Genomic DNA, 11,330 nt, shown 5'->3' with positions numbered 1-11,330 from the left:
CACGACCATGACGCCTGCCTTTGCCGGCCCGTTCTGGGTCATGGGGAAGACCGTCAAGGAGTGCTATATCCAAGGTGTCTACGTGAAGGACGCGGCGCAGGTCCAGTGCGGCTCCAACAGCGTCGACGACGAGGAGTACGGCTACTCCATCTTCAATGGCAATGGCGGTCCCGGTTTCCCGTTCTGGGGCGGCGCCGACGGCAACACCCAGATCATCAAGCAGGACCAGAAGGCGTTCGTGTGGGGCGTCGGAGAAGGCCAGACGCTGCAGGTGCAGCTCGGCACCAACGACATCGAGGACGGGGACGACAACAAGCAGATCATCGATCAGGACCAGGCCCTGTTCGGCAATGCCTGCTGCGAGGTGCAGCAGATGCAGGTGGGCAAGAACGACGTCGAGGACGGCGACGACAACTTCCAGAAGATCGAGCAGAGCCAGACGCTGGTCGTGTTTGGCGGGCCGGGCTGAGTCGGGAGTGCGGGACATGCGCGGACGTCTCATCGTCGTCGGGGCGGCCGTGCTCGCGCTCGCCGTTCCGCCCGTCCAGGCCCAGGCCGGACCGCTGTGGCCGGTGATCCAGCTGTGCTTCCTGTCGGCGCAGAGCACGCAATGTGCCTTCCAGATCACGCGCGGCGACCGGAACAAGGCCCTGACGCACCAGGAGACCTGGCAGGCCGGCCACCAGTTCGCCCTCACCTATCAGCGGGGCGACGACAACCGGGCCTATACCGGGCAGGAAGGCACCGACCAGATCGCGGCCACGGTGCAGGTGGGCGACGGCAACGCCGCCTTCACCCACCAGGAGGGCGAAGACCAGTTCTCGGCGACCATCCAGCTCGGCGACGGCCACTGGGCCGGAACCAGCAGCATCGGCGAGGATACGGCTACCTTCGTGTTCCAGAGCAACTGACCCGGCACCCTCGCGGCCGGCGGCACTGCCGCCGGCCGCCTTTTAGCGAGCCGCGGGTGCCCCGGGCGATCGGGGCGGCGTGCATCCAAACAGCTGGGGGCAAGCGCCTGGCACGGCTTGAAATGCGGCGGGCACGCGCGCCAGGCTTACTGGCGACGGGGGGCGGGGAGTCCCAGAGGTGGACTGCAGCATCGTAAGGGTAAACGCGGACTCAACTGTGCAACTGGTCGGCCGGGTGCTGTCCGTGGTGGCGACGCGGATCCGCTACTGTTTCGTCGTCGCCCAGAGCAGCCAGTCCGGTGAGGCCAGGCTCGCCGAAGTTGGCGAACTCGAGCTGCGCGCCAACCAGGCGACGGATTTCGGCCACACGCTGCTGAGACTGCAGCCGGACCAGTTCTACGATGCACATCTCGTCGTCTGCTGGGACGAGGGTGAAGTCGAGTGCCGCCTGGCGCCGGCAACGGAGTGGCTGCACTGACGCCCTCATGAAGTGCGGGGCAAGATGCCCCTCCCCTAAGAGCCCCGGAAGCCGCTACGCGTTGCCGTCTGGCATTCCGCTGCCGGCGATCGCCCGATGGCGGCCGCGTCTGCGCTCCGAACGGGTGCAGGGCGGGCGGACAAAATGAAACCGGCCCGGCAATGGCCGGGCCGGCAAAGCGTGGAGACCAGCGTTCAGAAGTGGCCGGTGAGCGACGCTGTGATGCCGTAGTTCCACATCTCGCCCCAGCCGAAGGTCGTCGACGCCGCGACCGGGTCCCCGTTCGTCCAGTCGTCACTGTTGCCGGTCGTCACGAAGTCGTCATGGCTGACGGTCGCGACGCGCGAGAGGTATTCGACATTGCCGCCCAAGGTGAAGGTGCGGCTCTCGTCCACCGCCCAGCTCAAGGCGGCATTGCCGCGCAGGGCAAAGGCGACGGCGTCTTCCAGGTCATCCTCGAGCAGCGGCCCCATGACCGTGAGTTCGGGCGACGTCGTCGCCAGCGGCGTGGTGACGTCACCGCAGCACGTCGAATAGGTGTCCCGCCCGTCCCAGCTCGAGCGGACGTTGTAGAGGCCGCCTTCGGCGCCAAGGGTGAGCAGCATGCCGGGGCTGGTGTTGAACGAGACATTGCCGCCGAGCACGCCGCCGAAATAGTGGCTGGTGAGCGTGTCGTCGACGCTGATGCCGAACTCGGGATGCGTCAGCACGCTCGCTCCGACCTCAGGGACGTCGATGGTCATCGCCGTGGTCATGTCCTGGCGCAGGCCGCGATAGCTCGGGCCGCCATAGACCACGAAGCCGGTATCGCCGTGCTTGTTGCCCGCCAGCCCCAAGGTCAGATCGGCACCGCCATAAAAGACCGAGCGGCTGACCTCGGTGGTGATGGCGAGCCCGTCGATCTCGCCGGCACCTACGAAGATGCCACCAGACTCGTCGGCGATGGCACCGTAGGCCGCTTCACCACCAGCGCCCGCTGTTCCCCACCCATTGATGAAACCCGGCGCGTCGGGGCTGACGGCTGCGACGTTGCTGTCGGGGCCCAGGACGCCCATGGTTATGTTGGCGCCGTTGGCCCCGTTGACCGTTACGTCGGTTGGACCGCCGGGGTCCAGTGTGATGCTGCCAGCGTCGGGCGTACTGAGTCCGGTGACGACCACACCCGAATCCGAGGCGTCGAACGTGTCCGTCCAGCTGCCGGTGGCGCCACTGGCGAAGGCGCCGAAAACGCCGAAACTCAGCAACACGTCGAGATCGCCGGCCTGGCCGATGCCGGCCGTGAAATTGGCGCCGAGCATGCCGCCGAACAAGGGATCGTCGATGCTGTGCCCGAGCACGCCGCTGTCAAAAGCGGGGAGATTGAAGGCGGTGACGCCGCCCGTTCCGGTCAGGGCGTAGACGGGAACAGTGGCGTCCTGGGCCATGACCCCGCCGACTGTCGACAATACCAGCCCGGGCAGGAGCAATCCGAAGACTTTGTTGTGTCGCATCTTAAGTTTGACTCGCAGCACGATTTGAATGTTTCGAATCTGCCGCAATCGCGCCGCGTTGTCGACGCCTGATGCAATCGGCGGTCTGCCGGGTTGCTTACGCCACTGTCTTGATTCAAGACGACAAACTGGAACGAAGCAGACTCGGCGCCATAACTTGGCCACAAATAATCTACGACTGTGACCATCATGCCACATAAGTAATGTTGCTTACATGCAGGTAAGCGACAACCGCGTCAGCAGCGAGACGAGCTCCGACTGCCGGCGCGTTCCGGTCTTGCGCATGACGCCGACGAGCTGGTTGCGCAGCGTCTGCTTGGATACCTCACGGGCCTTGGCGAGATCGGCGAGGGTCGAGCCGTTGACCAGCGCCTCGGCCAGTCGCGCCTCCGACTCGGTGAGCGAGAAGGCGCGCCACAGCAGGTCCGCCGGCAGCGACGCCGCTTCGACGCTGCCGTGCACAACCAGAACGGTCAGCGGCCCGGGGTCGAGGATGGCGTCGTGCAGCTGGACGCTCTGGTCGCCGCGCGATGCCTGGCGGGCGATGGCGATGTAGCGTTCGGCCTCGTTCTGCTTGCTGATCTGCAGCACAGAGGTCGGCGTGCGTGCGGACGCAACCGTCTTCGCTACCAGCTGGCGCAGCAGGCCGTCGGTCTGCTCGTCCGTGGCCCGCAGCGTCCCGTCGAAATTGGTGAACGGGCCGCCCCTGCGCCGGAGCGTCTCGGCATGCTCGTTGGCGTAGTGGATGCGCATGTCCTGGTCGACGAAGAACACGGCGAACGGCAGCTCCGCGACGACATTCTCGATATAGCTCCGCCCGCCCTTGATGCGGAAGCGGCTCGACAGCTCGATGGCGCGCTCCAGATGCGACGAAGCTTCCCGCAGGACGCTAGCCGCCTTGTCGCGCAACTGCAGTTCCTTGGCCTCCGGGTAGCGGATCTCGAGCACAAGCTGGCGCGTGCCTTCGCGCAGCACGACGACACCCGTCGCGGCGGCGAAATCGCCGTGCGGCTGCAGCCAGCGCCGGTAGAAGGGCGTCTGCCGCGCCTCGCTGCGCGGCACGAGCTGATCGTCGTGGTAGATCTGCAGCGGGGCGAGGCCACCCTGCCCGTCGAGCCATGGATTGAGCGCCGCATAGGTGCCCACATAGGCGGCAACGGCGGCCGGCGCGAGGCCGCGCTGTGAGAACACGATGTTGGAGCGCGTGACCAGGTCGTCGCCGGAAGCGGTCACGAGGCAGCCGGGGAAGACCATGCTCAGGACGTCGAGGATCCGGTCCCAGCTGGATTTGCCGAGCGCCATGTCATAGATGCAGCTGGTCAAGCTATTTTGTGCGAAGTCCACGGCACTCTCCTACCTGCACCTATGCCGTCCGGGGCGCGCGTTTATCCACCGCGCCACAGTCTTCGTCCGGAATTTCACAGGCAAACAACGCCACGTTCATTCACGTATTTCCAAATTACAACGTAACTCTTTGCGTTAGCAATATGTTTACTATTGTGGCAGTCACTAAGTATATCCCACAGGACGTAATGCTGCCAAACTTCCGCCGCTGACCCGCCCCGGGGCCGGCGCGACTGCAGCTGTGCGGCCCCTTGCGCCGCTCTTGTGTGGCCGATCCGTCCGGGTCTTGGGATGACGGCGGGGCTACAGCGTAAACGGGCGGAAATGCTTGCTCAGCTTGAGGCTCTGGGCCTGGTAGTTGGAGCCGAGCCCGGCACCATAGAGCCGGTCGGGCGGCTCAGCGAGCCGCTCGTAGATCAGCCTGCCGATGGTCTGGCCGTGCCCGAGCAGGAACGGCACCTCGCGGCTGCGGACCTCGAGCACGGCGCGGCTGCCGCTGCCGCCGGCTGCCGAATGGCCGAAGCCGGGGTCGAAGAAGCCGGCATAGTGGACGCGGAACTCCCCCACCAGCGGATCGAAAGGCACCATCTCCGCGGCATAGGCGGGCGGCACGTGCACGCTCTCGCGGCTGACGAGGATGTAGAACTCGTCGGGATCGAGGATGAATTGGTCATCGCCGCGGTTGACCAGCGGCTCCCAGAAATCGAGGACGTCGAGGGCGTCCTTCTTGTCCATGTCGATGACGGCGGTGTGGCGCTTGGAGCGGAAACCGATGAGGCCCTTGCGCCCCTCGCCCTTGAGATCGATGGAGAGGGCGACGCCGTCGCCCACCTCCTCGTTCGGATCGAAGACCAGGGTCTCGGCCTCGTGCAGGGCGCGGTGCTCGGCGACCGACAGCCGCGTGTCGCCGACGCGGAAGCGCATCTGGCTGAGCCGCGAGCCCTTGCGCACACGCACCGGGAAGGTGCGCGGGCTGATCTCGAGGTAGAGCTGGCCGGCATAGCCCGCCGGCAGCGTGTCGAAGCCGCGGGTGCGATCGCCGATCACCCGGGTGAAGACGTCAAGCCGGCCGGTCGAGGACTTGGGATTGGCCCCGGCGCTGACCGTGGGGGGGAGCCTCAGGCTCTCCTGCAGCGGCACGAGGTAGACGCAGCCGCGCTCCAGCACGGCGCCGGCGGTCAGGTCGAGCGCGTGCAACTGCAGGGTCTCGATGCGGTCGGCGACCGTATGATCGGGACCCGGCAGGAAACTGGCGCGGATGCGGTAGGCGACGTCGCCAAGGCGCAGGTCGAGGCTCGCCGGCTGCACCTGGCCGGCATCGAAAGCCGGCGCGACGATGCTCCCGGCGCGCGCCAGCCGTTCGATGAAGCGGGCGGGGAACACGCCCTTCGCCCAATGCTCGCTGTCCGCCATGCTACCCCGCCTCGCGCCTCGCCGCCTCTCCTAGCAATCCGTACAATTGACGCCAAGTCGCGATGGGGCGTATATCCCCGGCGCAAATACCTGGTCGGGCTCTCGCACCGCCGAATACAAGGCACTGCGGCCGAGGGCGCACCAAGTGGTGATTTGGCCGGTCAGATTGCAGCCACTCTAAACAAATTGCTAAAACGACCCCCCACCGGCCGCAGCCCTGCGTGCCGGTGTTTTTCATTCCGAGGTCTGACATGTCGAAGTCCAAGAACCCGCTCAGCGATCCCAGGCGGCGCGCAGCCGAAACGCAGCTGGTGCATGGCGGCGTGCTGCGAAGTCCGCACCACGAGACTTCGGAGGCATTGTACCTGAGCTCGGGCTACACCTATCCGGACTCGGCGCACGCCGAGCGCCTGTTCAAGGGCGACATCGCCGGCCACAATTATTCGCGCTTTGCCAATCCGACCGTCGACGTGTTCGAGGAACGCATGGCGCTGCTGGAAGAGGCCGAGGCGGCGCGCGCCTTTGCCTCGGGCATGTCGGCGGTGACCAATGCCATCATGAGCCAGCTCAGGAGCGGCGATCACATCGTCGCCTCGCGCGCCCTGTTCGGGGGATGCCGCTACGTGGTCGAGGAGTTCATGCCGCGCTGGGGGGTCGCCTCGACGCTGGTCGACGGACGCGACCCGGCCAACTTTGCCGCCGCCATGCGGCCCAATACGAAAGTGGTCTTCGTCGAGACGCCGACCAACCCGACGCTGGAGCTGGTCGATATCGCCGCGGTGGCAGCAATCGCGCATGCCGGCGGCGCGAAGCTCATCGTCGACAACGTCTTCGCCACCCCGATCTGGCAGAAGCCGCTCGAACTGGGCGCCGATCTCGTCACCTATTCGGCGACCAAGCATATCGATGGCCAGGGCCGCGTCCTCGGCGGGGTGATCCTGGGCAGCACCGAATTGATCACCGGGGATATCCACACCCTGCTCCGGCAGACCGGCCCCACGCTCAGCGCCTTCAACGCCTGGGTGCTGCTCAAGGGGCTCGAGACGCTGCCGTTGCGCGTCCAGCGGATGACCGAAAGCGCCGCCCGCATCGCCGAGTTCCTTGCCGGCCACGGCAAAGTCGCGCGCGTCGTCTATCCGCACCACAAGTCCCATCCGCAATACGAGGTGGCGCGGCGGCAGATGCGGGCCGGCTCGACGCTGCTCGCGTTCGAGGTCAAGGGCGGACAGGACGCCGCGTTCCGGCTGGCCGACGCGCTGGCGGTGTTCCTGATCTCCAACAATTTGGGTGACGCCAAGTCGATCATCACCCACCCGCGCACCACCACGCACCAGCGGCTGAGCGAAGACGCCCGCCTGCAATCCGGCATCACGCCGGGTCTGCTACGGCTGTCGATCGGGCTCGAGGCGACGGACGACCTGATCGCCGACCTCGATTACGGGCTGAGCCAGGCCTGAGCCGAAGCGCGGGCGGGGCGAGCGGGCCCGCCCGGCCCGGCGGGCGGCTACTCGGCCGGCATCGCCCTGGCGCCGGCACCGGCACGCGCCGGCATGAACACCACATAGGCAAAGACCAGGACGCCGAGCAGCGTCACGAGCGACGCGGCGGCGACGATCGGCTCCGCGGCGGTATTGCCGAGCAGCAGCACATAGAGGCCGGCAACCATCACCGCGACACCGGCGGTATAGACGCCGTAATGGATGAGCGGCACCCGCCCCTCGGCCTTGGCCGGGTTGAGAGCATAGTAGCCGCCGAATACGGCGCTGGTCACCCAACCGAGCAGGTTGATATGGGCATGCGCCCCGGTAACATTGTGGACGCCCGAAATCGACATCTGCAGGCCCACGGCGATGCCAACCAGCAGAAACACGACAGCAGTTCTGAAAAACAGTTGCGAAATGCGCGGCATTGTCAGTCCCCTCCTGTAATGCGGCGCATAGTCTAGCCCTGCCCGACCCGTTCTCCCAGCGTTTCGAGCGGGGATTACCCGGCCAATTTGCCGGCGGGCTGGTTAGTGCTCGGTTTCCTCGAATTCGTGCGGCTTGAAATGATAGTCCGCCGAGCAGAACTCGCAGACGACTTCGATCTCGCCGTCGACGACCATTTCGGCGCGCTCCTCGGAGGAAAAATTGTCGCGCAGCATGGCCTCGATGCGCTCGGCCGAGCAGGTGCAGCGCTCCTCCAGCCCGACAGGGGCGAACACGCGGACCCCGGTTTCGTGATAGAGCCGGAACAGCACGCGCTCGGCCGACAGATCCGGGTCGGCCAGTTCGTCGTCGGCGAGAGTGGCAAGATGGGCCTTGGCCACGGTCCACTTGTCGTCCTCGACGAAATCCCGGTCTGCCGTGGCAGGATTGGTGAAATCGCCGTCGCCGGGCAGGTCGGGCATCGCCGATTGGCCGTGCGGGGGAATATACTGCACCAGCACCCCGCCCGCGCGCCAGGTCGGGCGCCGGTCGCCCCTGCGGGTGATCTGGGCCACGGCCAGCCGCACCAGCGTGGGAATCTGCTCGGACTGCTGGAAATAGGTGTGGGCGACGTCCTCGAGGCTGCCGCCCTCGAGCGCGACGATGCCCTGGTAGCGCTCCATGTGCACGCCCTGGTCGACGGTCATGGCGAGGTGCCCGCGCCCGAGCAGCTGGCCGGGCCGGGTCTCGCCGCTGGCGATGGCGCGGCTCACCGCGTCGGCATCGAAGCGGGCGTAACCGCGCAGCCCGTCCGGGGCATCGAGATCGACGACGATCAGGTTCACCGGCCCGTCGGTCTGCGTCTGCAGGATGAAACGGCCGTCAAACTTCAGCGAGGAGCCGATCAGCGCCGCCAGCACCACCGCCTCGCCCAGCAGGCGCGCCACCGGCGCGGGATAGTTGTGGCGGGTGAGGATGGCGTCGAGCGCCTCGCCCAGACGGACGATGCGGCCGCGGGCGTCGAGGTTTTCGAGGGTGAACGGCACCACGACGTCGTCGCCGCTTTCCGGACGATCGAGCCCATAGGTGCTCAGTAATGTTTCAGGCATCAGACCTTATCGATCCCGAAGACCCAGCACAGGATCGCCTTTTGTATGTGGAGGCGGTTTTCGGCCTCATCAAAGACAACCGATTGCGGCCCGTCTATGACCTCGTCGGTGACTTCGTCGCCGCGGTGGGCGGGCAGGCAGTGCATGAACAGGGCACTGCTCTTGGCCGCAGCCATTAGATTGGTGTCGACGCGGTAGGGTTTCAAGAACTTGCGCCGCTCGGAGGCGTCGCTGTCGCCCATCGACACCCAGGTATCGGTGATCACGAGATCGGCATCGGCGACCGCCGCATGCGGGTCGTCGCCGAGCGTCACGTGGGTGCCGGCGGCACGGATGTCGGCCAGCAGCGCCTGGTCGGGTCCGAACTCGTCGGGGCAGGCGATGGCGAAGCGGTTGCCGAACAGCCGCGAGGCATGCACCCAGGAGGCGAGCACGTTGTTGCTGTCGCCGACCCAGGCGACCTTGGCATTGCCGATCGGGCCGCGATGCTCCTCGTAAGTCATGATGTCGGCCATCACCTGGCACGGATGGCTGCGCCGGGTGAGCCCGTTGATCACCGGCACCGACGCGTTGCTGGCGAGCTCGATCAGATCGTCATTGTCGAGGATGCGGATCATGATGGCATCGACGTAGCGCGACATCACGCGCGCCGTGTCGGCGAGCGTTTCCTCGCGCGCCAGCTGCATCTCGTGGCCGGTCAGCATCAGCGTCTGGCCCCCGAGCTGGCGCATGCCGACGTCGAAGGAGACGCGAGTGCGCGTCGACTCGCGTTCGAAGATCATCGCCAGCACCTTGTCCTCGAGCAGGGGGGGGCGGTCGCCGTTCCGGAGGCGGGCCTTGAGCGCGGCAGCGACGTCGAGCATGCCGCGCAGGGTCTCGGCGGAGAAATCCTGAAGGCTCAGGAAATGCCTGGGCTGGGCGCTGGTCTGGGCAGTCATCGGCTGTGGTCCTCGTGGGGCGCCGCTCACGCGCCGGTGGCCAGCGAAGCGGCCTCTTGGTCGAGCGCCGTGAAGGCGTCGGCGAGCTTGCCCACGGCTTCCTCGATGTCGGCCTCGGTAACGATCAGCGGCGGCAGGAGGCGCAGCACGTTGTCGCCCGCCCCCTGGCACAGCAAATGATGGTCGCGGCGCAGCCGGGCGACGAAATCGCGCACCGGCGGCGTGATCCTGATCCCGGCGAGCAGGCCCTTGCCGCGCTGTTCCAGGACGTATTGAGGGAAGCGCTGCGCCAACTGCGCCAGGTGCCAGGCCAGGCGCTGGCCCATCCGGTCGACGTGCTCGAGGAAACCTGGCTCGAGCACCCGGTCGAGGACGGCGTTGCCGACTGCGCAGGCGAGCGGGTTGCCGCCATAGGTCGACCCGTGCGTGCCGGGCACCATGGAGGCAGCCACCCGGGCGGTGGCGAGGCAAGCCCCGAGCGGGAAACCGGCACCGATCCCCTTGGCCACGGCCATGATGTCGGGGGTGATGCCGCTCCACTCATGGGCAAAGAACCGGCCGGTGCGGCCATAGCCGCACTGCACCTCGTCGAGGACCAGCAGCAGGCCGTAGCGGTCGCACAGTTCGCGCAGCCCGCGCATGAACTCCGCCGGCATGGCGGTCACCCCGCCCTCGCCCTGCACCGGCTCGATCAGGACGGCACAACTGGCAGGGTTGACGGCCGCCTCGACGGCGGCGAGGTCTCCTGGCGCCACGTGTGCGAACCCGGCGAGCGGCGGGCCGAAACCTTCGAGATAGTGCGGGTTGCCCCCGGCGGCGATGGTGCCCAGCGTCCGCCCATGGAAGGAACCGGTGAAGGCGATGATCTCGTAGCGCTCAGGCTCGCCCTTGGCGAAGAAGTGATGGCGCGCCGTCTTGATGGCGCATTCGAGCGCCTCGGCGCCGGAGTTGGTAAAGAACACGGCATCCGCGAAGGTCGCTTCCACCAGCCGCCGGGCGAGCCGCTCCTGCTCGGGAATGGTGAACACGTTGGAGGTGTGCCACACCTTCTCGGCGGCCGCCTTGAGGGCGGACACCAGATGCGGATCGCCATGGCCAAGGGCGTTGACGGCGATCCCGGAGTGGAAATCGAGATAGGTGGTGCCGTCCTGCGCATACAATCGCACGCCCTCGCCCCGCTCGAAAGCGAGTTCGGACCGGGCGTACGTGCCGTATAGCGCAGACATGATGGTATCCTCGAACGGGTGTTGCAAATGCCCCACAAAAACCAAAAACGCGCTGCGTTGTGGCGGCGCGTTGCAGAGGTTTCATATGCCTTTGCGCCCCCTAAAAGTCAACGTGGCACCCCCAAGTGCCTGATATGACTCGGGTTCCGGAGAGGACCGGCGGCAAGCCCGGTTTTCCCGTGAAAACTCGCCTTCGACTCTTGATCAGGATTCCGGCCAACGTGTAGTATCAAGGCATTGGGACACGATATCTCGTGTGGCGGACCCTTTCGACCTACGATGCGTAGCGTATCAGCTGCCTGCACGCATGCGGCAGCGCGGTGAGGGAGTCTGCTCTTAAAGGCGGTTAGGAGCACAAACTGATGGGCTGGACTGACGAGCGCGTCGAGCTACTCAAGAAGCTATGGATGGAGGGCCTCAGCGCCAGCCAGATAGCCGGCGTGCTCGGTGAAGGCGTGACGCGCAACGCCGTCATCGGCAAGGTGCACCGGCTCGGACTGTCCGGCCGCGCCAA

General features: G+C 66.5%; 12 protein-coding genes and 1 riboswitch. Of the genes, 5 read left to right on the top strand and 7 right to left on the bottom strand.

Features of this window, described 5'->3' with window-relative positions; translation table 11 throughout:
* The 3 genes from VGD93_RS05145 to csgH all read left to right on the top strand — a co-directional run.
* On the top strand, positions 1 to 469 hold a 469-nt coding region (locus VGD93_RS05145), incomplete at its 5' end, for a hypothetical protein (protein ID WP_395009859.1).
* Between the two features lie 16 nt (positions 470 to 485).
* Entirely contained in the window at positions 486 to 911 is a 426-nt protein-coding gene (locus VGD93_RS05140; protein ID WP_395009858.1) for a hypothetical protein, read from the top strand.
* 178 nt (positions 912 to 1,089) lie between these two features.
* Entirely contained in the window at positions 1,090 to 1,389 is a 300-nt protein-coding gene (gene csgH / locus VGD93_RS05135; RefSeq protein ID WP_395009856.1) for a curli-like amyloid fiber formation chaperone CsgH, read from the top strand.
* A 194-nt stretch (positions 1,390 to 1,583) separates the two neighbouring features.
* On the opposite strand, the gene VGD93_RS05130 is transcribed toward csgH, so the two are convergent.
* The 3 genes from VGD93_RS05130 to VGD93_RS05120 all read right to left on the bottom strand — a co-directional run bounded on the left by VGD93_RS05130 (position 1,584) and on the right by VGD93_RS05120 (position 5,636).
* The gene (locus tag VGD93_RS05130; RefSeq protein WP_395009854.1) at positions 1,584 to 2,879 is read right to left on the bottom strand and encodes a hypothetical protein; all 1,296 of its coding nucleotides are present in this window, start codon (positions 2,877 to 2,879) and stop codon (positions 1,584 to 1,586) included.
* 210 nt (positions 2,880 to 3,089) lie between these two features.
* Positions 3,090 to 4,223: a helix-turn-helix transcriptional regulator gene (locus VGD93_RS05125; protein ID WP_395009852.1), complete on the bottom strand. Its 1,134-nt coding sequence runs from the start codon at positions 4,221 to 4,223 to the stop codon at positions 3,090 to 3,092.
* Positions 4,224 to 4,526: 303 nt separating this feature from the next.
* On the bottom strand, positions 4,527 to 5,636 hold the full coding sequence (locus tag VGD93_RS05120; protein ID WP_395009850.1) for a 2'-deoxycytidine 5'-triphosphate deaminase: 1,110 nt from the start codon (positions 5,634 to 5,636) through the stop codon (positions 4,527 to 4,529).
* 135 nt (positions 5,637 to 5,771) lie between these two features.
* A riboswitch (SAM riboswitch) is annotated at positions 5,772 to 5,850 on the top strand.
* 37 nt (positions 5,851 to 5,887) lie between these two features.
* Here VGD93_RS05120 and metZ point away from each other — a divergent pair.
* Positions 5,888 to 7,093 carry an O-succinylhomoserine sulfhydrylase gene (metZ, locus tag VGD93_RS05115; RefSeq protein WP_395009848.1) on the top strand — a complete coding sequence of 402 codons (1,206 nt, stop codon included), beginning with the start codon at positions 5,888 to 5,890 and terminating at the stop codon, positions 7,091 to 7,093.
* Between the two features lie 47 nt (positions 7,094 to 7,140).
* Here metZ and VGD93_RS05110 read toward each other — a convergent pair whose 3' ends face one another.
* From VGD93_RS05110 to VGD93_RS05095, 4 genes are all read right to left on the bottom strand, one after another.
* Positions 7,141 to 7,545 (bottom strand): hypothetical protein, encoded by a 405-nt coding sequence (locus VGD93_RS05110; RefSeq protein WP_395009846.1) that lies wholly within the window; start codon positions 7,543 to 7,545, stop codon positions 7,141 to 7,143.
* Between the two features lie 102 nt (positions 7,546 to 7,647).
* The gene (locus VGD93_RS05105) at positions 7,648 to 8,652 is read right to left on the bottom strand and encodes an Hsp33 family molecular chaperone (RefSeq protein ID WP_395009844.1); all 1,005 of its coding nucleotides are present in this window, start codon (positions 8,650 to 8,652) and stop codon (positions 7,648 to 7,650) included.
* Complete coding sequence (gene argF / locus VGD93_RS05100) at positions 8,652 to 9,590, bottom strand: ornithine carbamoyltransferase (RefSeq protein WP_395009842.1); 939 nt, start codon at positions 9,588 to 9,590, stop codon at positions 8,652 to 8,654. The genes VGD93_RS05105 and argF overlap by 1 nt, the downstream gene beginning before the upstream one ends.
* 26 nt (positions 9,591 to 9,616) lie before the next feature.
* The gene (locus tag VGD93_RS05095; RefSeq protein ID WP_395009840.1) at positions 9,617 to 10,816 is read right to left on the bottom strand and encodes an aspartate aminotransferase family protein; all 1,200 of its coding nucleotides are present in this window, start codon (positions 10,814 to 10,816) and stop codon (positions 9,617 to 9,619) included.
* 362 nt (positions 10,817 to 11,178) lie between these two features.
* On the opposite strand from VGD93_RS05095, the gene VGD93_RS05090 reads away from it, so the two are divergent.
* Positions 11,179 to 11,330, top strand: a 152-nt coding sequence (locus VGD93_RS05090; RefSeq protein WP_395009861.1) for a GcrA family cell cycle regulator, incomplete at its 3' end; no start/stop codon positions are given.

It is taken from the genome of Devosia sp., assembly GCF_036406155.1.
Taxonomy (GTDB): domain Bacteria; phylum Pseudomonadota; class Alphaproteobacteria; order Rhizobiales; family Devosiaceae; genus Devosia_A.
Note: the sequence above shows the minus strand (reverse complement) of the source record. Positions and strands in the feature narration are given on the sequence as shown.

Excerpts from the sequence above, each read along its gene's own strand:
- VGD93_RS05110 (WP_395009846.1), bottom strand. The coding sequence starts at position 7,545 with ATGCCGCGCATTTCGCAACTGTTTTTCAGAACTGCTGTCGTGTTTCTG.
- VGD93_RS05140 (WP_395009858.1), top strand. The coding sequence starts at position 486 with ATGCGCGGACGTCTCATCGTCGTCGGGGCGGCCGTGCTCGCGCTCGCC.
- VGD93_RS05120 (WP_395009850.1), bottom strand. The coding sequence starts at position 5,636 with ATGGCGGACAGCGAGCATTGGGCGAAGGGCGTGTTCCCCGCCCGCTTC.
- argF (WP_395009842.1), bottom strand. The coding sequence starts at position 9,590 with ATGACTGCCCAGACCAGCGCCCAGCCCAGGCATTTCCTGAGCCTTCAG.
- VGD93_RS05105 (WP_395009844.1), bottom strand. The coding sequence starts at position 8,652 with ATGCCTGAAACATTACTGAGCACCTATGGGCTCGATCGTCCGGAAAGC.
- VGD93_RS05095 (WP_395009840.1), bottom strand. The coding sequence starts at position 10,816 with ATGTCTGCGCTATACGGCACGTACGCCCGGTCCGAACTCGCTTTCGAG.
- metZ (WP_395009848.1), top strand. The coding sequence starts at position 5,888 with ATGTCGAAGTCCAAGAACCCGCTCAGCGATCCCAGGCGGCGCGCAGCC.
- VGD93_RS05130 (WP_395009854.1), bottom strand. The coding sequence starts at position 2,879 with ATGCGACACAACAAAGTCTTCGGATTGCTCCTGCCCGGGCTGGTATTG.